The 19183-nt window shown below is 61.8% G+C and carries 17 protein-coding genes; 4 read left to right on the top strand and 13 right to left on the bottom strand.

What is annotated here, in order from left to right; genetic code table 11:
* Nucleotides 1–51: 51 nt before the first annotated feature.
* From aroK to DNK10_RS09380, 6 genes are read right to left on the bottom strand one after another with little or no spacing between them, the layout of a single operon-like run.
* Entirely contained in the window at nt 52–570 is a 519-nt protein-coding gene (gene aroK / locus DNK10_RS09405; protein ID WP_131180067.1) for a shikimate kinase AroK, read from the bottom strand.
* 3 nt (nt 571–573) lie between these two features.
* The gene (locus tag DNK10_RS09400; protein ID WP_131191348.1) at nt 574–2715 is read right to left on the bottom strand and encodes a type IV pilus secretin PilQ; all 2142 of its coding nucleotides are present in this window, start codon (nt 2713–2715) and stop codon (nt 574–576) included.
* Between the two features lie 54 nt (nt 2716–2769).
* Nucleotides 2770–3288: a type 4a pilus biogenesis lipoprotein PilP gene (gene pilP / locus DNK10_RS09395; RefSeq protein WP_131180065.1), complete on the bottom strand. Its 519-nt coding sequence runs from the start codon at nt 3286–3288 to the stop codon at nt 2770–2772.
* Complete coding sequence (gene pilO, locus DNK10_RS09390) at nt 3285–3908, bottom strand: type 4a pilus biogenesis protein PilO (RefSeq protein ID WP_131191347.1); 624 nt, start codon at nt 3906–3908, stop codon at nt 3285–3287. The genes pilP and pilO overlap by 4 nt, the downstream gene beginning before the upstream one ends.
* Complete coding sequence (locus tag DNK10_RS09385) at nt 3905–4477, bottom strand: PilN domain-containing protein (protein WP_131191346.1); 573 nt, start codon at nt 4475–4477, stop codon at nt 3905–3907. Before DNK10_RS09385 ends, pilO begins: the two co-directional genes overlap by 4 nt.
* On the bottom strand, nt 4477–5541 hold the full coding sequence (locus DNK10_RS09380; RefSeq protein WP_131180062.1) for a pilus assembly protein PilM: 1065 nt from the start codon (nt 5539–5541) through the stop codon (nt 4477–4479). Before DNK10_RS09380 ends, DNK10_RS09385 begins: the two co-directional genes overlap by 1 nt.
* 182 nt (nt 5542–5723) lie before the next feature.
* Between DNK10_RS09380 and DNK10_RS09375 the strand changes: the two genes are divergently transcribed.
* Entirely contained in the window at nt 5724–8162 is a 2439-nt protein-coding gene (locus DNK10_RS09375) for a penicillin-binding protein 1A (protein WP_131191345.1), read from the top strand.
* Nucleotides 8163–8286: 124 nt separating this feature from the next.
* Here DNK10_RS09375 and DNK10_RS09370 read toward each other — a convergent pair whose 3' ends face one another.
* The 4 genes from DNK10_RS09370 to rpmE form a co-directional block, all read right to left on the bottom strand.
* Entirely contained in the window at nt 8287–9555 is a 1269-nt protein-coding gene (locus DNK10_RS09370; protein WP_131180060.1) for a malic enzyme-like NAD(P)-binding protein, read from the bottom strand.
* A gap of 102 nt (nt 9556–9657) precedes the next feature.
* On the bottom strand, nt 9658–11094 hold the full coding sequence (locus tag DNK10_RS09365; RefSeq protein WP_131191538.1) for a M48 family metalloprotease: 1437 nt from the start codon (nt 11092–11094) through the stop codon (nt 9658–9660).
* Complete coding sequence (locus DNK10_RS09360) at nt 11094–11891, bottom strand: thermonuclease family protein (protein WP_208738802.1); 798 nt, start codon at nt 11889–11891, stop codon at nt 11094–11096. Before DNK10_RS09360 ends, DNK10_RS09365 begins: the two co-directional genes overlap by 1 nt.
* 26 nt (nt 11892–11917) lie before the next feature.
* Nucleotides 11918–12130 carry a 50S ribosomal protein L31 gene (gene rpmE, locus DNK10_RS09355; protein WP_042552353.1) on the bottom strand — a complete coding sequence of 71 codons (213 nt, stop codon included), beginning with the start codon at nt 12128–12130 and terminating at the stop codon, nt 11918–11920.
* Between the two features lie 166 nt (nt 12131–12296).
* Here rpmE and DNK10_RS09350 point away from each other — a divergent pair, with 166 nt between their 5' ends.
* From DNK10_RS09350 to DNK10_RS09340, 3 genes are all read left to right on the top strand, one after another.
* On the top strand, nt 12297–14516 hold the full coding sequence (locus DNK10_RS09350) for a primosomal protein N' (protein ID WP_131191344.1): 2220 nt from the start codon (nt 12297–12299) through the stop codon (nt 14514–14516).
* A gap of 132 nt (nt 14517–14648) precedes the next feature.
* A complete protein-coding gene (gene argS / locus DNK10_RS09345) occupies nt 14649–16388 on the top strand; it encodes an arginine--tRNA ligase (RefSeq protein ID WP_131191343.1) in 1740 nt (579 codons plus the stop codon).
* Nucleotides 16389–17084, top strand: coding sequence for an SPOR domain-containing protein (locus DNK10_RS09340; protein WP_131180056.1), 696 nt, complete (start codon nt 16389–16391; stop codon nt 17082–17084). It begins immediately after the preceding gene.
* Nucleotides 17085–17383: 299 nt separating this feature from the next.
* Here DNK10_RS09340 and fba read toward each other — a convergent pair whose 3' ends face one another.
* From fba to DNK10_RS09325, 3 genes are all read right to left on the bottom strand, one after another.
* On the bottom strand, nt 17384–18448 hold the full coding sequence (gene fba, locus DNK10_RS09335) for a class II fructose-bisphosphate aldolase (protein ID WP_131191342.1): 1065 nt from the start codon (nt 18446–18448) through the stop codon (nt 17384–17386).
* Nucleotides 18449–18613: 165 nt separating this feature from the next.
* Entirely contained in the window at nt 18614–18943 is a 330-nt protein-coding gene (locus DNK10_RS09330) for an MliC family protein (RefSeq protein WP_131191341.1), read from the bottom strand.
* Nucleotides 18944–18960: 17 nt separating this feature from the next.
* Nucleotides 18961–19155: a hypothetical protein gene (locus DNK10_RS09325; protein WP_131180053.1), complete on the bottom strand. Its 195-nt coding sequence runs from the start codon at nt 19153–19155 to the stop codon at nt 18961–18963.
* Nucleotides 19156–19183: the final 28 nt, after the last annotated feature.

The following is a 19183-nucleotide window of genomic DNA, read 5'->3' as shown; positions in this document are numbered from 1 at the left end:
GGAGCCCCCAATTGAAAAAGGACTCTAGGATAACGCAGTTCGGCCCAGTCATTAACGGGGCGCTAGCGCTTCCAGCCGCTCGAGAATTTCCTGAACCACCATACGCGGTGGGCGCTCATCGGTTTCGATGATCACATCGGCGATTTCCCGATACAGCGGATCACGAATGGCGAGCAGATCCGCCAGCACCTGCCCAGGATTGGGCGCGCGCAGCAATGGACGATTTCGATCACGTGCAGTGCGGTCGATCTGTTGCTCGACGGAGGCATGCAGATAGACCACTCGCCCGCCAGCTCTCAGCGCTTGCCGGTTCTGCGGTCGCAGCACTGCGCCGCCCCCGGTAGCCAACACCAGACCATCGGATTCGCAAAGCGAGCAGATCACCGCCTGTTCGCGCTCACGAAAGCCCTGTTCACCCTCGACATCGAAAATCCAGGGAATGTCGGCACCGGTACGCTGTTCGATCTCCTTGTCGGAGTCCTTGAATGGCAACCGCAACTCTTTGGCAAGCAAACGCCCGATGGTGCTCTTCCCAGCTCCCATCGGGCCAACAAGGATCAAATTACGCACAAATTACCGACTCACGGCCACCGCTTGACTGTTCATGATGCGCGGGGTGATGAAAATCAGCAACTCGGTCTTGTTGTCGGTAACGATATCACGGCGGAACAGACGCCCCAGGTAAGGCACGTCGCCCAAGAACGGAACCTTGCTCACAGCCTTGCTTTGCGTGTTCTCGAACACGCCACCAATCACGATGGTCTCGCCGTCGGCGACCAGCACCTTGGCGTTGACTTCGTTCTTGTTGATCGGCGGCGCGCCACCATTGATCGCCCGCTGGTAATCAGCAGAATCCTTGGTCACTTTCACTTCCATGATGATGCGATTGTCAGGAGTGATCTGCGGCGTGACTTCCAAGGATAGTGCGGCTTCCTTGAAGGAGGTACTGGTCGCGCCGCTGGAGCTGGCTTCCTGATAGGGGATTTCCTGGCCTTTGAGGATTTTCGCGGTCTCTTTGTCCGAAGTAACCACCTTGGGCTGGGAGACGATCTCGCCATTGCCCGAACTTTCCATCGCCGAAAGCTGAAGATCCAGTACGACGTTGTTGCTCAGGAAACCGATACCAATACCTGAAGTGCTACCGGCCACCCCCATATCGACGAAAGGCAAGCGGGCCAGCCCATCCTCCAACGTCGTGCTGCCAACCTGATCGGTTCCCACGGTCAGACGTTGACCAGTGTCCGGGTCAAAGGCCTGAACCCCATCCTTACCACTTACATCCCACCCACCGCGTCTCGCACCACCGCCCCAGCGGACACCCAGCGCCTTGTCATAGTTGACATTGGCTTCGACGATTCGCGCCTCGATCATTACCTGGCGCACCGCCACATCCAGCTGAGCCACGATGCGGCGCAGCTCGTCCAGACGCTCCTGAGTCTGATAGGCGATGATGCTGTTGGTACGCTCGTCGACGGTGATGGAACCCCGATCGTCAGCCGCGCCACCATCGGCACTGGTCACCGACTGGAACAGCTTGGCCATATCCGCAGCCTTGGCATAGTTGACCTGGATCAGCTCACGGCGCAGGGGTGCCAACTCGGCGATCTGCTTCTGCGACTCCAGCTCCTGGCGCTCACGAGCGGATATCTCTGCAGCCGGCGCTACCAGCAGTACGTTGCCAACCTGACGCTTGTCCAGGCCCTTGGTTTTCAGCACCAGATCCAGCGCCTGATCCCACGGCACATTCTGCAGACGCAGGGTAATGTTGCCGGCCACCGTGTCACTGGCGACCAGGTTGAGATCCGTGAAGTCGGCGATCAACTGCAGCACCGAACGCACGTCGATGTCCTGGAAGTTGAGCGACAGTTTCTCGCCCGAGTAGGCAAACCGCTCAGCCTGGCGTTTCTCGGCATCTTCCTGAGTCAACGGCTTGACGCTAAGGGTCAGCTTGTTCTCGGTCTGATAAGCCAGGTAGTCGTAAGCACCGACTGGCTCGATAACGATGCTCGCATCGTCACCTGTGCCGCTGGCACTGACGAACTGCACCGGCGTGGCGAAGTCCTTGACGTCAAGACGAACGCGCAGGGCTTCGGGCAATTGAGTTCGGTTGAAATTCAGGATGATCTTGCCACCGCGCTCCTGAATATCGGGGCTCACCGAGGCATCCGACAGATCGATGACGACGTTGCCTTCACCCTGCTCACCACGCTGGAAATCAACACTGCGGATCGCCTTGCTCACCGCGCCGAACACCTTGGGTGCGGCCGGAGTTGCGGCAGGCGTGGCAGCGGCCGGTGCAGGTTGGGCCGTTGCTGGAGCAGCGGCTGTCGTGGCGACACCGGTTCCAACCTGCACGAACAGGTCGTTGCCTTCAGTACGGGTGTTATAGGGCGCCAGATTGGTCAAGTTGATGATCAGACGGGTGCGATCCTTGGCCTCGACAACGGTCACGCTACGCGCATTGCCCATCCCCAGCTCGCGGTTCTTCACCCCCAGCTTGTTGGTGACCCCAGGCAGATCCAGCGCGATACGGGCTGGCTGCTCGATGGTATAGCCACGCGGCGCCGTTACCGGCTCGTCGAATGACAGTTTCAGCTCGACACGGTCGCCCGGCAGAGCAGCAACATCCAGCGCCTGCAGGTTGGCTGCCAGGGCTGCGGGAGAGAGCAAAATCGCCAGCAGCGAAACGCTGAGACGTGAAAAAGAGCTGTTCATGCTTGGATTCCGTTTGGCAGACCGGTTTTTTCTGTTCATGGTTTACCTCGCTCCTCAGGAGCGCTCCTTCAGAGTGAGGGTACGGGGGCGCTCGAGCCAGCCACCATCACCGTCAGGGACGATTTCGACCACGTCGATCTTGGCACTGTCGATGGATATGATCCGGCCCTCATTGCGTCCCAGGTAATCCCCGACCTTGACGCGATGAACGCCACCGGCACCATTGACCAAGGCGAACGAGCCATGGTCATTTGCCAGCGTACCCACCATTTCGAAGAGTTCGATATTGAACCCTTCGAGAAACTGCTTGACCCGGGTTTCATCCGGTTTGATTTCCTTGCTTCCCTTCGCCCGGTTGACCAGGTCGATCTTCACGGGTGGCTGGAACGGAGCACGCAGGGCAGCAGCACTGTAGGTGAAACTCTCATAGGGTTCGGGCTGAGGGAGCGGCTCGATCTGACCTTTCGGTCGAGCCCGCACCTCATCCATGTAGGCCTGAAGATCACTGAAATCACCGCCACCACAGCCCCCCAGGCTAAGCAGTAGCAAGCTCGACAGGAAGACGCGCTTCATGGCTGTGCTCCCTTATCGTTGTAGCGATAGGTTTTCGCCAGGATGCTCATGCGCAACTTGGAGGTGCTGCCTTGCTCTGCTGGAACCATCTCGAAATCATGAAGCGTCACGATACGCGGCTGACTGGCGACACCACTGACGAAGGTAGCCAGGTCATGGTAGCCACCAACCACCTTAATCTGGATGGGCAACTCGATGTAGAACTGCTGAGTGACTTCCGGTAGCAACTTGATCTCCTCGAACTCCAGACCGCTGTCCAAGCCGGTTCGAGTGATATCCTCCAGCAGCCCTGGTACCTCGGTATCACTGGGCAGCTGCTTGAGCAGGGCGCCGAACGACACTTCGGCTTCGTTCATCTGTTCGCGATAGGCCTCCAGGTTGGCAGCCTGAAAAGCCTTGGTGGAGAACTGCTGCTTGAGCGTCTCCTCTTCCATGTGCAACCGTTCCAGATTGGCTTGCAAATCCTTCAGGTGGAAGTTGTAACCGAGCGCCAGAACCAGTACCACGGCCAGGATGCCGGCAATGACTTTAACGGCTGCCGGCCAAGAACCGATGTTGTTGAGATCGAGGTCATTGACGTCGATCTTGCGCAAGCTCGCCAGGGACTCACTCAGGCTCATGGTTTGACCTCCGATTCTTCCTTGGCAGGCCGCGACTGCTGCACGGTCAACTGGAAGGTATTGGCCTGATCCACCGCGCCAGCGGTAACGGCCTTGACCTCGGTCAAGTTGGGTACTGCCAGCCAGTCGGAGGCATCCATATCACGCATCAGTTTGGAAACACGACTGTTCGATTCGGCTGCGCCAACAATCGCGATAGTCTTGCCGGTCATCTTCACCCCGGTGAAATACACGCCATCGGGCAGGGTTCGCACCAACTGATCGAATACACGACCAATAATCGGGCGATTGCCCTGTAAATCCTGAATGATCTTCATGCGTTCGAGCAGCTGTTGGCGGCGCGTACGCAACTCACTGATTTCGGCTATTCGCGTATCCAGCACAGCGATTTCCTTGCGCACATAAGCATTGCGCGCCTGCTGGTTCTCGATCTCACCGCTGAGGTACTGATCACCCAAAAAGACTACAGCCGCGGCAGCCACCAACAGGCCACCAAGGCAAACCAGGAAGCGCTGCTTGCGCTCTTCGCGCAGCTGCTCACGCCAGGGAAGGAGGTTAATCCGCGCCATCAGTCGAAACTCCTCATCGCCAGGCCGCAGGCAATCATCAGTGCCGGCGCATCACTGGCCAGCGCACCCGCGTTGACCTTGCCACTCAGGGCCATGTCCGCGAACGGATTGGCGACCAAGGTCTGGGTACCGATCTTCTGTTGAATGAGGCGATCGAGATCCGGAATCGAGGCCGTACCGCCCGCCAACAGGATGTAGTCGACATCGTTGTACTGGCCAGCGGCAAAGAAGAACTGCAGTGAACGGGAGACCTGTTGCACCAGGGCATCCTTGAACGGCTGCAGCACTTCACTTTCGTAGTCATCGGGCAAGCCGCCCTGCTTTTTCGCGAGGCCTGCCTCGTCGACGGAAAGACCGTAGCGACGCTGAATTTCTTCAGTCAGTTGCCGACCACCGAACAACTGTTCGCGGGTATAGATGGTGCGCCCGTTGTGCAGCACGCTCAGGGTGGTCATGGTCGCGCCGATGTCGACTACCGCCACGGTCAGCTCATCGTGCACACCGCCGAGCTGTTCGGAAAGCAGGTTGTAGGCACGCTCCAGAGCGTAGGCTTCGACATCCACCACCTTGGCGGTCAGCCCGGCCAGCGCAAGGGCGGCCTCGCGAACTTCGACGTTTTCCTTGCGGCAGGCGGCCAGCAGCACTTCGACCCGCTCCGAACTACGCGGAGAAACACCCTGGACTTCGAAATCGATAGCCACTTCTTCCAGCGGATAAGGAATGTACTGATCAGCTTCCAACTTCAGCTGATTTTCCAGTTCGTCGTCCGACATACCCGCTTCCATCTCAACGGTCTTGGTGATGACCGCGGATCCGGCGACCGCAACAGCGACCGTGCGCACATTGCTCTTGGCCTTGGCCAGCACGCGCGATAGCGCCTGACCGACACCCTCGAGTTCGGCAATATTTTTTTCGACGACAGCATTGGCGGGGAGCGGCTCGACAGCATAAGCCTCTACCTTGTAGCGGCTTCCTGAGCGACTCAATTCGAGGAGCTTGACGGAGGTCGAACTTATATCGATCCCCAAAAGCGTATTCGCTTTCTTACTGAAGAGCCCTAGCACGACCGATTTCCTATTGACATCCGTAACTTACGGATGATTTATGTTTTTCCACATTAAATAACAGACTTGACAGAAGCGCAAATGGCTCCCCAGCAAAAAAAACGCTTATAATGTGATCAGTTTTTATCTTTTCGCTTTTGTCTTGCGCTTAATTCATTCTTTTATCTGGAAATCTAAAAATCTTGATGCGTTTGCTGAAGTTTTTCTGCTGGTCCGTTATCGCCGTTTTTTGTGCGCTATTACTCAGTCTAAGCGGCGCTTTCCTCTACCTGAGCCCGACCTTGCCGTCTGTCGACGCGCTACGCAGCATAGAGCTACAAATCCCGCTGCGCGTCTACAGCAGCGACGGGAAGTTGATCGCAGAATTCGGAGAAATGCGCCGCTCGCCCATCGCCTTCGCCGATATTCCGCCTGACTTCACCAGTGCACTGCTCGCCGCCGAGGACGACAACTTCGCAAACCATTATGGCGTTGATCTTACAAGCCTGATGCGCGCTGCCACGCAATTATTGAAAACCGGGCAAATTCAGTCGGGCGGCAGCACGATCACCATGCAGGTGGCGAAAAACTTCTTCCTCACCAGTGAGCGCAGCTTCTCGCGCAAGATCACCGAAATCCTCCTGGCCCTGCAGATCGAACGCGAGCTGAGCAAGAACGAAATCCTCGAGCTGTACGTCAACAAGATCTACCTGGGCCATCGAGCTTATGGCATCGAAGCCGCTGCCCAAGTCTATTACGGCAAATCCATCCGAGACTTGAGCCTGTCCCAGCTTGCGACGATAGCCGGTCTTCCCAAGGCGCCTTCGGCCTTCAACCCGCTGACCAATCCAACTCGCGCCAAAGAACGTCGTGACTGGATCCTCGGCCGCATGCATCGGCTGGGTCGCATCGATCAGGCCCGCTACGAAACTGCGCTCGCCGAGCCGATGGACGCCAGCTACCACGTGCCGACACCGGAAGTACCGGCGCCCTACGTGGCCGAAATGGCACGTGCCGAGATGGTCGGCCGCTATGGCAGCGATGCTTACACCCAGGGCTTCAACGTCACCACCACGGTGCCCAGCGATCTCCAGCAGATGGCCAACAAAGCCCTGCGTGACGGCCTGATCGAGTACGACCAGCGCCACGGCTACCGCGGCCCGGAAAGTCGGCTGCCCGGCATGACCCGGGAAACCTGGCAGACTGAGCTGAACAAACAGGGCACACGTGGCGGGCTGGATCCCGCCATCGTTACCCAGGTCGAGAAAAGCGGCATTCTGGTGCTGACCCGTCGTGGCACCGAAGAAGCCGTGTCCTGGGACAGCATGAAATGGGCTCGGCCTTTCCTCAACACCAACAGCCTGGGGCCACGGCCACAGCAACCGGCCGACGTGGTGCAGATCGGCGATCTGATTCGCGTGCAGCGCCAGGACGACGAGACCCTGCGCTTCGCGCAGCTACCCAGCGCACAAAGCGCTCTGGTTTCGCTCGACCCACAGAACGGTGCGATTCGTGCGCTGGTCGGCGGCTTCTCCTTCGAGCAGAGCAACTACAACCGCGCCGTCCAGGCCAAACGCCAGCCGGGTTCGAGCTTCAAGCCGTTCATCTATAGCGCTGCGCTGGACAATGGCTACACCGCCTCCAGCCTGGTCAACGACGCCCCCATCGTTTTCGTCGACGATTACATGGATCAGGTCTGGCGCCCGAAGAATGACAACAACACCTTCCTCGGCCCCATCCGTTTGCGCGAGGCGCTGTACAAGTCGCGCAACCTGGTGTCGATTCGTCTGCTGCAGGCCATGGGCATAGAGCCGACACTGCGCTATATCGAGCGCTTTGGCTTCAACCGCCAGGATCTGCCACGCAACCTGTCCCTGGCGCTCGGCACTGCCAACCTCACACCGATGGAGATCGCCGTCGGCTGGACGACGTTCGCCAACGGCGGGCACAAGGTTCAGCCGTATCTGATCCAGCGCATCGACAATCGCCACGGTGATCCGCTGTTCATCGCCAACCCGCCGACCGTGCCCAACAGTGTGCAACCCGAAGTGCCGCCACCGGTCAGCGAGGAAGGTGTGATGAGTACGGCGCAGGCGACTCCGGAACAGTTGCCGGAGCCACCAGAGCCAGCGGCAGCCGAGCGCGTTCTCGACGAGCGCACCGCTTACATCATGAACAGCATGCTGCAGGATGTGATCAAGCGCGGTACCGGACGCAGGGCCATGGCATTGGGACGAACCGACCTGGCAGGCAAGACCGGTACCACCAACGAATCCAAGGACAGCTGGTTCTCCGGTTACAACGCCGATTACGTGACGACCGTGTGGGCGGGTTTCGATCAGCCGGAAAGCCTCGGTCGCAACGAGTACGGCGGCACCGTGGCCCTGCCGATCTGGATGAGTTACATGGCCGCCGCACTCAAGGATAGGCCCAGCCACGCACCGAGCGAGCCGGACGGCATCCTCACCCTGCGCGTCGATCCGCACAGTGGGCGTGCTGCGGCGCCAGGTACGCCTGATGCCTACTTCGAGCTGTTCAAGAGCGAAGACTCGCCACCGCCGATGAACGAGTTCGACCCGGGCATGGGCGCGCCAGGAAGCCCGCTGCCTGCCGACGAGACCGCGCCGATCGATCTGTTCTAAGCGGCAAGTTGCAAGCCTCAAGCGGCAAGAATGGCTCGGTGACACGGGCATGCTGCTTGAAGATTGAAGTGGCTCCAATAAAAAACCCGCCGAAGCGGGTTTTTTTATGTCACCAACTGATCGATCAACCGTTGAACACGTCGTTGACCGACTGCAGCGGGTAGTGCTTCGGATACGGCAGAGTCGCCACACCGCTTTCGATGGCAGCCTTGGCCACTGCATCGCAGACCACGGTGATCAGACGGGCATCCATCGGCTTCGGAATGATGTACTCACGACCGAATTCCAGAGCGATGCCGCCGTAGGCGTCGCAGACTTCCTGCGGTACCGGCAGCTTGGCCAGTTCGCGCAGGGCGTTGGCGGCGGCGATCTTCATCTCTTCGTTGATACGGCTGGCACGAACGTCCAGTGCGCCACGGAAGATGAACGGGAAACCCAGAACGTTGTTGACCTGGTTCGGGTAATCGGAGCGACCGGTAGCCATGATCACGTCGTTACGGGTGGCATGCGCCAGCTCCGGAGCGATCTCCGGATCGGGGTTGGAGCAGGCGAACACGATCGGGTTGGGCGCCATCAGCTTGAGGCCTTCGGCGCTCAGCAGATCCGGACCGGACAGGCCGACGAATACGTCAGCACCGGTCAGGGCGTCATCCAGAGTGCGCTTGCTGGTCTCGGTGGCGAATACCGCCTTGTACTGGTTGAGATCATCACGGCCCGCGTGGATCACACCCTTGCGGTCGATCATGAAGATGTTCTCGACCTTGGCCCCCATGCTCACCAGCAGCTTCATGCAGGAGATGGCCGCAGCGCCGGCACCCAGGCAGACTATCTTGGCTTCCGGCAGGGTCTTGCCAGCGATCTCCAGGGCGTTGAGCATGCCGGCCGCGGTCACGATCGCGGTACCGTGCTGGTCATCGTGGAAAACCGGGATGTCGCACTGCTCGATCAGGGCGCGCTCGATCTCGAAGCACTCGGGTGCCTTGATATCTTCCAGATTGATGCCGCCGAAGGTGATGGAGATACGCTTGACGGTGTCGATGAAGGCCTGCGGGCTCTCGGCATCGACTTCGATGTCGAACACGTCGACACCGGCGAAACGCTTGAACAGGACACCCTTGCCTTCCATGACCGGCTTGGAGGCCAGCGGGCCGAGATCGCCCAGGCCGAGGATCGCGGTGCCGTCGGAAATGACTGCTACCAGGTTGCCTTTACCGGTGTAACGGTAGGCAAGCTCCGGATCGCGAGCGATCTCACGCACCGGCTCGGCCACACCCGGGCTGTAGGCCAGAGAGAGATCACGGGCAGTGGCGGTAGGCTTGGTGAGTTCGACGCTCAACTTACCTGGACGGGGCTTCTCATGGTATTCGAGAGCGGCAGTTTTCAGATCAGACATAGTGGCATTTCCGCTTTTTTGGGCTATTGACTGGCAGGCGGCCGAGGATACGCAAGTTGCAGGGGCCTGCACAAGACTATGCAGTCAGCCTGCAAACGTGTCTCAGCGAACCGTCTTCAACCAATCACCAGGACGGGGCTCGCCCTGTGGATAAAGATTGTTGAGCAGGCGTAGGCTGCCTTCGGCATCGCCGGAAAGGCCGCTTTCCGTCGCCAGGGCCTTGAGTGTCTGGCCCTTTTCCACGCGTACCAGTTGCAGCCGCAACGGCTCGGCCAGTTTACGCTCGGCGGCCTGCAAGGGTCGGAAACTCTTGATCGCAGCGACGAACTGCGCATCGTCCTCCGCTCGCAATGCGCGACCTTTGACCGCGCCGACGAACAGATACGCCTTGCCACCCTTGAGAATAGCCGCTACCCGGCGCGGCGCACTGCCGTCGATCAAGCCCATGTGCCCCTGCAAGCCTGCCTGCTGCAGCGGCGTTTCGTCACGCAGGCGATTACCGCCGATACGCTGACGCAGCAGGGTCGCGGCATCGAACTGACGGGGATTGTCTTCCAGGGTCATGGCGACGAAGACCTGCTCGTCCGCCGAATGGCCGATCAATGCCTGTGGCTGGTTGATGATGCTCCAGCCCGTGGCGAAGGCCAGCGTGAAGTCGAGGTCACGGTGATAGAAGCGCTCACCACGACGGATGCCGCTCTCGGCCGAATCGCCGAAGGGTAGGTTCTGCAGGCGCTGCAGAAAAGCCTCGCGGTTGACCTCCTGCTGCCCGGAAACCAACGCCTGCGCCGGGCCGATCACTTGCTGCAGACGCCGATCGTTATCCGGATGGGTATCGAACAGGCCGTGGTAGCCACTGACCGGCTGCTCCTCGCCGCGCCTGGCAGCCTGATCGCGGGCGAAATCCTCCTGCAACTTGAGCACCTTGACCACTTCGATCATCGCCTGCGGGTCATAGCCGCCACGCGCCAGGTATTGTGCTCCCAGGCCATCGGCCTCCAGCTCCATATCGCGACCATAACCGCGTACGAACGCCGTGCCCAGGGCACCAGTCACATCCCCTGCCGCTCCGACGCCGGTACCCATCGCCACGGCCTGACCGAGAATGCTCCAGGCCGTCGACTGGCTCTGCTGGCGTACACCATGGCGCGCCGTCACGTGCCCGACCTCATGCCCTAGCACGGCCGCCAGCTCAGCTTCCGAACCGAGATAGGCGAGCAGGCCGCGGTGAATATAGATGTAGCCGCCCGGCAGGGCGAAGGCGTTGATGTCCGGGCTGTCGATCACCGTGAAACGGTAGTCCAGCTGACCACGATGGCTGTACCGTGCCACCCGCTCGCCCACACTTTGCACGTAGGCCTGCAGCGCCTCGTCGGCGTAGCGCGGGTATTGCTGAAGAATCTGCTGATGGGCATCGCGCCCGAGCGCCAGCTCCTGGGCCTCGCTCATCATCACGAAATCGTTGCGCCCGGTGGCGGGGTTCACCGCACAGCCTACAAGTGGCGCCAGAATCGACAGCATGAAAAACAGACGAAGCATCATCGCAATACCTCCAGCATGGCGCCGTGGGTCAACGGCAACATCCAGCGTGCCTGGCCAGCCTTGAGGCCGCCACTTCGAGAACGATCGATCATCCAGCCCCGTGCCTCGATGCGCTTGCCTTGCAGGTCACGCAGCAGCGACGGATCGAATGTATCCAGCACCTGCGGGGCGATACGCAACACCACGGAATGGCCCAGCTCGATCCATACACCACCCCGGTTGCGTTCGACCCGCTGCACCTGGCCTTCGAGCAAGGCAAACCCAGCGCTGCGCACGGCCCGTGCTGGCAAAGGTTGCAGTTGCGCCCAAAGCCCTGCCCGTGCGCCACGCGCCTGGCGCTCGGCCTCACGATGGCAAGCGACAAGCGCTACATTGGGCGCGACGGCCACCACCTGGCCGAAACCCTCGGCCAGCATCTGCGCTTCCAGATTATCGCCGCTGCTGCCGTAGAGATGAGCCAGGGTTCGGCCGTAACGATCCCGTCTCTGCTCGCCCACCTGCACCCCTACTCGTCCGCCATTGGCGGCGACCAGTTGGCTAAGGCGATCCCGTGCGGCCTCGGCGAAAGGTTCTGCTGGCCGTCCCTTGCGCGCCAGCTCCGGGCTGTTGAGGCCGATCAACCGAACACTGCGACCATCCGTCAGGCGCAGGGTGTCACCATCCACCACGCGCTGCACCTTGATCTGCGCCAGCTTGCCTGGTGACGGGCAGAAGGCTTGCGCCGGCAGGCAAACGACAGAAACGAAAAAGGCGCCCACGAGGGACGCCTTCTTCAATAGTGCGAAAACAGCCATGGGGGCTTTCTTCGCTGCTCGGTCGCTTACTTGGCGCCGAACACACCGAAACGCTGCTTGAAGCGATCGATACGGCCGCCAGCGTCCAGCACTTTCTGCTTGCCGGTGTAGAACGGGTGGCACTCGGAGCACACGTCCAGGCTCAGCGGTTTGGCCAGCGTGGAGCGAGTCTTGATGACGTTGCCGCAACTGCAGGTAGCGTCGATGGCAACGTATTCCGGATGGATATCGGCTTTCATGAATTCTTCCTCAGGTCTTGTGCCGCCACCAGACTGGATGTCGGGTACCGCACGTAGGTTGGCCGCGGATCATACCAGAGCAAACCTGCGATGCAAGCCACAGGCTCTGCCGGTCGTCGCCAGGGGGCATGCTAATATCGCGCCTCGCCTGCCTGGAGCCCTCCGCGTGCCCGACGCCATCCTGCGACTCGCCCTGCCCTCGCCGCTGCGCCGCCTGTTCGACTACCTCGCCCCGCCTGGCGTGTCGACTCGTGACCTGCGTCCTGGCGCGCGGCTGCGCGTACCGTTCGGCCGTCGCGAGATGATCGGCATTCTGGTGGAAGTCAGCGAGCACAGCGAGGTACCGGCCGACAAACTCAAGCCCGCCCTGCAACTGCTCGACCTGCAGGCGCCCATGCCGCCAGCACTGCTGCGCCTGTGCCAGTGGACGGCGCAGTATTACCAGCACAGCCTCGGCGACACCCTCAGTTGGGCATTGCCAGTGCTACTGCGCCAGGGCGAGCCGGCCGAGGCGCGCCAGGAGCGTTTCTGGCTGATCGCCAAGGACGCCCACCTGGATGACCCACGTCTGGCTCGCGCGCCCCGTCAGCGCGATGCGCTGAAGACCATCGCCCAACATCCCCACGGCGTCGCCCATCAGTTGCTCAGCCAGTTGCAGATCAACCGCGACAGCCTGCAACTGCTGCAGGAGAAAGGCCTGGTACGCGTCGAAGTCCGCCGCCTGAGCAGCCCCGAGCGCCACGCCAACTGGCTGGCCCAGCCCGAGCTGCCCCTCAACGCCGAGCAGCGCGCCGCGGCCGAGGCGGTACGCGCCGGCTTCGACAGCTTCAATGCGTTTCTTCTCGCTGGTGTCACCGGCAGCGGCAAGACCGAGGTCTACCTGCAACTGATCCGCGAAACCCTGGAGGCCGGCAAGCAGGCGCTGGTGCTGATTCCCGAGATCAACCTGGGCCCGCAGACCCTGGCGCGCTTCGAGCGCCGCTTCAACGCGCGTATCGCCCTGCTGCACTCGGCGGTCAACGACCGCGAGCGCCTGGACGCCTGGCTGGCCGCTCGCGATGGCGAGGCCGACATCATCATCGGCACACGCTCGGCACTGTTCACGCCGATGAAGCGGCCGGGCCTGATCATCATCGACGAAGAACACGACGCGTCCTATAAACAGCAGGAAGGCCTGCGCTACCACGCCCGCGACCTGGCCGTGGTGCGCGCCCATCAGGAGAACGTACCGATCGTTCTCGGCTCGGCCACTCCCTCGCTGGAGAGCCTGCACAACGCCCACAGCGGCCGCTACGCCCTGCTGCGCATGAATCAGCGTGCCGGTGGTGCCCATCCGCCACGCTTCCTGCGCCTGGACATCAAGAGTCGTCCGCTCGACGCCGGCATGTCGCCGCCGCTGCAGCAGGCCATCGCCCAGACCCTGGCCGCCGGCCAGCAGGTACTGGTGTTTCTCAATCGCCGCGGCTTCGCACCGACCCTGCTGTGCCACGAATGCGGCTGGCTGTCGCAATGCCCACGTTGCGACGCGCGCATGACCGTGCATCAGCGCAGCCGCGAGCTGCGCTGCCACCATTGCGGCCATGCCGAACGCCAGCCAAGCAACTGCCCGAGCTGCAACAACGTCGACCTGCGCCCGGTCGGAGCCGGCACCGAGAGGGCCGAAGAACGCCTGGAGATCCTCTTCCCCGAGGTACCGGTGCTACGGGTAGATCGCGACAGCACCTCGCGCAAGGAAGCCATGACCACCCTGTTCAACACCGTGCAGCGTGGTGAGCCGTGCATCCTGGTCGGCACCCAGATGCTCGCCAAGGGTCACCACTTCCCACGGGTGACCCTGGTGGCCATCCTCGACGCCGACGGCGGCCTGTTTTCGGCGGACTTCCGCGCCAGCGAGCGCATGGCTCAGTTGATCGTCCAGGTGGCTGGTCGTGCCGGGCGTGCGGAGGAGCCGGGCAAGGTGATCATCCAGAGCCACCTGGCCGACCACCCGCTGCTGGTGCAACTGACCGAGCAGGGCTACTTCGCCTTCGCCGACCAGGCCCTCAGCGAACGTCGTGCCGCCGGTCTGCCGCCGTTCTGCCACCTGGCTCTGCTGCGCGCCGAAGCGCACAAGCCCGGCCAGGCCGAAGGCTTCCTCGATGAAGCCTGCAACGAGGCCGAACAATTGCTGGGCGAGTTGAACCTGACAGGAATCGAGTTGCTCGGCCCAGTGCCAGCCCCCATGGAGCGACGCGCCGGCCGCTACCGCGCCCAGCTGCTGCTGCAAGGCAACGCCCGCGCGCCCCTGCACAAACTGCTCGCCCACTGGCTGCTGGTGCTGGAGAGTCTGCCCAGTGGGCGTGCCGTGCGCTGGTCGCTGGATGTCGATCCGATCGATCTATTCTGAGCAGCAGCGCTCGCTGCCGAAACACCCCGCAGCCGTTATGGCTTGAAGCGGCGCCCTTGCCCCGTCGATAATGCGGGGTTTTCAACCCACGCTTTCGAGCGGCGCCGCATCTCGCGGCCGAATGAGCAGACCATGAAAGACAGTATTCGCCACCTGATCCAGCAAGCCCTGACCCGCCTGACCGCCGAAGGCGTGCTGCCCGAAGGCCTGAGCCCGACGATCCAGGTGGAGAACACCAGGGACAAGACCCACGGCGACTTCGCCAGCAACATCGCCATGATGCTGGCCAAACCGGCGGCGATGAAGCCGCGCGACCTGGCGCAGAAGCTGATCGATGCCCTGCCCGCCGATACGCAGATCACCAAGGTCGAGATCGCCGGCCCGGGTTTCCTCAACTTCTTCCAGAACAACGACTCCCTGGCCGAGCGCCTGGAAGCCGCGCTGGCCGACGATCACCTTGGCGTGCGCAAGAGCGGTGCCGCCGAGCGCGTGGTCGTCGATCTGTCCTCGCCGAACCTGGCCAAGGAAATGCACGTCGGCCACCTGCGCTCGACCATCATCGGCGATGCCGTGGCGCGAGTGCTGGAGTTCCTCGGCGACGAAGTGATCCGCCAGAACCACGTCGGCGACTGGGGCACCCAGTTCGGCATGCTGCTGGCCTTCATGGAGGAAAACCCGGCTGCTGCGGAAAGCGAGCTGGCCGACCTCGAAGGCTTCTATCGCGCCGCCAAGAAGCGCTTCGATGACTCCGCCGAATTCGCCGAACGCGCCCGCGCCCTGGTCGTCCAGCTGCAAGCTGGCGAGCCGGAATGCATGCGCCTGTGGCACCGTTTCAACAGCATTTCCCTGAGCCATTGCCAGAAGGCCTACGACCGCCTGGGCGTCAAACTGACCCCGGCCGACGTCAAGGGCGAAAGCGCCTACAACGCCGAGCTGCCAGGCGTGATCGAGGCACTGCGCGAGAAAGGCCTGCTGACCGAGGACAATGGCGCCCAGTGCGTCTTCCTCGACGACTACAAGAACGCCGAAGGCAACCCGCTGCCGGTGATCGTGCAGAAGGCCGGCGGCGGCTACCTCTACTCGACCACCGACCTGGCCGCCATGCGTTACCGCAGCCAGGTGCTCAAGGCCGACCGCGCCCTGTACTTCGTCGATCAGCGCCAGGCCCTGCATTTCCAGATGGCCTTCGAAGTGGCGCGCCGCGCCGGCTTCGTGCACGACGGCATGCAGCTCGAACACATGGGCTTCGGCACCATGAACGGCGCCGATGGCCGCCCGTTCAAGACCCGCGACGGCGGTACGGTAAAGCTCATCGATCTGCTCGACGAGGCCGAGGCGCGCGCCTACGAGCTGGTCAAGGCGAAGAACGCCGAACTGGGCGAAGACGAGCTGCGCCAGATCGCCCGCGCCGTGGGCATCGGTGCGGTGAAGTACGCCGACCTGTCCAAGCACCGTACCAGCGACTACAGCTTCAACTTCGAGTTGATGCTCAGCTTCGAGGGCAATACCGCACCATACCTGCTCTACGCCTACACCCGGGTAGCGAGCATCTTCCGCAAGCTGGGCAAAGGCTTCGAACAAGTCGATGGCCGCATCGAACTTCAAGCGCCCCAGGAAATCGAACTGGCCGGCAAACTGGCACAGTTCGGAGAAGTGCTGACCAACGTCGCCGACAAGGGCACGCCGCACCTGCTGTGTGCCTACCTGTATGACGTCGCCGGGCTGTTCTCCAGTTTTTACGAGCATTGCCCGGTACTGAGCGCCGAGGACGAGGCCACTCGCCAGAGCCGCCTGCGCCTCGCCGCACTGACCGGTCGTACCCTCAAGCAAGGCCTGCAACTGCTCGGCCTGGAAACTCTGGAGCGCATGTAAGTGGCAACCCGCAAGAAGCCCGCACCCAAACGCGGTGCCAGCCGTTACAAGGCCCCGAGCAAACGCCCGGTACCGGGCTGGATCTGGCTGGCCTGCGGGCTGGTGGTTGGCGTGTTCGCCATGCTGCTGTTCAACCTGCAGCCAGGCAGCGATGCAATCAAGCGTGACAAGCCCCAGCCGGAGCGCGCCAGCACCTCGCCCAAACCGACGCCGTCGGCCACCAGCCAGGAGCCGGGCAAGCCCAAGTACGACTTCTACACGCTGCTGCCGGAGTCGGAAGTCATCGTGCCGCCGGACGCCGTACCGCCGCCCCCCACGCGGACACCGCCTGCCGTAACACCCGAGGAAGCGGCGAAGATCGACGCCGCCCGCGCCCTGGCTGCACTGAATGGCGAAACACCACCGCCAGCCCCGCCAGTGGCGACGGCGCCTCCCGCCGTGCAGGCGCCGCTGAGCACGCAGTTCTTCCTGCAGGCCGGCTCGTTCCGCCGCAAGGACGACGCCGAGAGCGTGCGTGCGCAAATCACCCTGCTCGGCCAGAACGTACGCGTGGAGTCCGGCACGGTGCGCGACGAAACCTGGCACCGCGTGCTGGTCGGCCCGTTCGCCAACCGCGAACAGTTGGCCCGGTCGCAGAAAGCCCTGGCCGCTAACGGCTTCAGCAATCTCCTGTTGCAACAGCGCCAGAGCCGCTAAGACCCGCATGGCTCCCCGATGATCAGTCGGGAACTATCGCCTCTTGAGAAGCTTGTAGTCGAGAGACAAGGGTGGGCCAGGCGGCGATCCGCCTCAGCCCACCGCTTGCAATACCGCTACAGCAGGATGGGTGAACCCCATCAATCGCTGATGGGTTTCACCTGCGCGGATCGACCCATTCTAAGAATGGCCGTTCTCACCTTTCAGTCGTCTGCCCCTGGCGAACATCCAGGCACAAAAAAGCCGCTTACCCTGCAAAGAGTAAACGGCTTCGTTATACCGATGCTCGCGATGACCGATCAGTTGACCTTGGCGGCCAGCTCACCCTTGGCGTAGCGCTGGAACATGCCTTCCAGGGAGATCGGTTTGATCTTCGAGGCGTTGCCGGCGGTGCCGAAGGCTTCGTAGCGAGCGATACAGATATCACGCATGGCGGTGATGGTATGGGCAAAGTACTTGCGCGGGTCGAACTCGCTCGGGTGCTCGGCCAGGAAGCGGCGGATGGCACCGGTGGAGGCCAGGCGCAGGTCGGTGTCGATGTTGACCTTGCGCACGCCATACTTGATGCCTTCGACGATTTCCTCGACCGGCACGCCGTAGGTTTCCTTGATCTCGCCACCGTGCTCGTTGATGATCGCCAGCCAATCCTGCGGCACCGAGCTGGAACCATGCATCACCAGGTGGGTGTTGGGGATGCGCTTGTGGATTTCCTTGATGCGCTCGATCGACAGCACGTCGCCGGTTGGTGGCTTGGTGAACTTGTAGGCGCCGTGGCTGGTGCCGATGGCGATGGCCAGGGCGTCGACCTGGGTCTTCTTGACGAAGTCGGCGGCTTCTTCCGGGTCGGTCAGCAGTTGGCTGTGATCCAGCACGCCTTCGGCGCCGACACCGTCTTCTTCACCAGCCTGGCCGGTTTCCAGGCTGCCCAGGCAGCCCAGCTCACCTTCTACCGACACGCCGCAGGCGTGGGCGAAAGCCACGGTCTGCTGAGTCACGCGGACGTTGTAGTCGTAGTCGGACGGCGTCTTGCCGTCTTCCTTCAGCGAGCCGTCCATCATCACCGAGCTGAAGCCCAGCTGGATCGAGCGCTGGCAGATGTCCGGGCTGGTGCCGTGATCCTGGTGCATGCACACCGGGATATGCGGGAATTCTTCGATGGCGGCGAGGATCAGATGACGCAGGAAAGGCGCACCGGCGTACTTGCGGGCACCTGCGGAAGCCTGGACGATGACCGGCGAATCGGTCTTGTCGGCAGCTTCCATGATGGCGCGCATCTGCTCCAGGTTGTTGACGTTGAAAGCCGGCACGCCGTAGCCGAATTCGGCGGCGTGGTCGAGCATCTGGCGCATGCTGATAAGTGCCATGTTTTGCTATCTCCCGATAGGGCTCGTTAATCGTGCAAGCCTGCCGCAGTGGCAGGCGCTATTCAAGTACTGCTACAGCGCTAAGCTACAAGCTTCAAGCCGCAAGAAAGAGCCGACGTATCCAACCCCCACTTGCAGCTTGTGGCTTGCAGCTTGTCACTGCCTTCAGGGCGCCTTGCAGCCACGCCCGAGCAAATCATCATTGGCGGTACGATAGATCAGGCCTTCCTCACCCTTGGTATGGAGGGACAGCGTACCGTCGCTGTACAACACGCCGGAACCGGCAGGCTCCTGGCTCAAACGATGAACGATATCGCTGCCGCCCATACGCACATCGACTTTCTCGTGGGTACTGTCGGCATAACGCCAGAACACTTCGGCCTGACTGTCGCACACCCAGCGGTTCCACTCCTGACTGTCGGCGTAGTCCTTGCCGGCACAACCGGCGAGCACGAACAGACCGAGCAACGCGGCGGCGCCTTTATAACGATTCATCGCACTCTCCTTGTCACTTAGCAGTTCTGCTCGCCCACGGGCGGCGTCGGATCACCGGTACTCTGTCCTTCGATGCGCGGCTCGTCACGCGTGGTCGGCAGATCGATTTCTGCCGGACTCAACACTCTGCACGCTTCATCACGCGGCGATCCGCCACCGGCACAACCACCCAGGACGGCACATAAGGTCAATACCACGGCTACGTTACGCATCGGTCACTCCTTGCAGGCTGATTTCCAT

The organism is Phytopseudomonas daroniae (assembly GCF_004327275.1).
GTDB lineage: Bacteria > Pseudomonadota > Gammaproteobacteria > Pseudomonadales > Pseudomonadaceae > Aquipseudomonas > Aquipseudomonas daroniae.
The sequence above is the reverse complement of the archived record's forward strand: the minus strand, read 5'-3'. Positions and strand labels throughout refer to the sequence as shown.

Coding starts and splice junctions, on each gene's coding strand:
- DNK10_RS09325 (WP_131180053.1), bottom strand. CDS start 19,155: ATGCGTAACGTAGCCGTGGTATTGACCTTATGTGCCGTCCTGGGTGGT.
- pilP (WP_131180065.1), bottom strand. CDS start 3,288: ATGAAGCGCGTCTTCCTGTCGAGCTTGCTACTGCTTAGCCTGGGGGGC.
- argS (WP_131191343.1), top strand. CDS start 14,649: ATGAAAGACAGTATTCGCCACCTGATCCAGCAAGCCCTGACCCGCCTG.
- DNK10_RS09360 (WP_208738802.1), bottom strand. CDS start 11,891: ATGGCTGTTTTCGCACTATTGAAGAAGGCGTCCCTCGTGGGCGCCTTT.
- pilO (WP_131191347.1), bottom strand. CDS start 3,908: ATGAGCCTGAGTGAGTCCCTGGCGAGCTTGCGCAAGATCGACGTCAAT.
- rpmE (WP_042552353.1), bottom strand. CDS start 12,130: ATGAAAGCCGATATCCATCCGGAATACGTTGCCATCGACGCTACCTGC.
- DNK10_RS09365 (WP_131191538.1), bottom strand. CDS start 11,094: ATGCTTCGTCTGTTTTTCATGCTGTCGATTCTGGCGCCACTTGTAGGC.
- fba (WP_131191342.1), bottom strand. CDS start 18,448: ATGGCACTTATCAGCATGCGCCAGATGCTCGACCACGCCGCCGAATTC.
- DNK10_RS09400 (WP_131191348.1), bottom strand. CDS start 2,715: ATGAACAGCTCTTTTTCACGTCTCAGCGTTTCGCTGCTGGCGATTTTG.
- DNK10_RS09370 (WP_131180060.1), bottom strand. CDS start 9,555: ATGTCTGATCTGAAAACTGCCGCTCTCGAATACCATGAGAAGCCCCGT.
- DNK10_RS09330 (WP_131191341.1), bottom strand. CDS start 18,943: ATGAATCGTTATAAAGGCGCCGCCGCGTTGCTCGGTCTGTTCGTGCTC.
- DNK10_RS09385 (WP_131191346.1), bottom strand. CDS start 4,477: ATGGCGCGGATTAACCTCCTTCCCTGGCGTGAGCAGCTGCGCGAAGAG.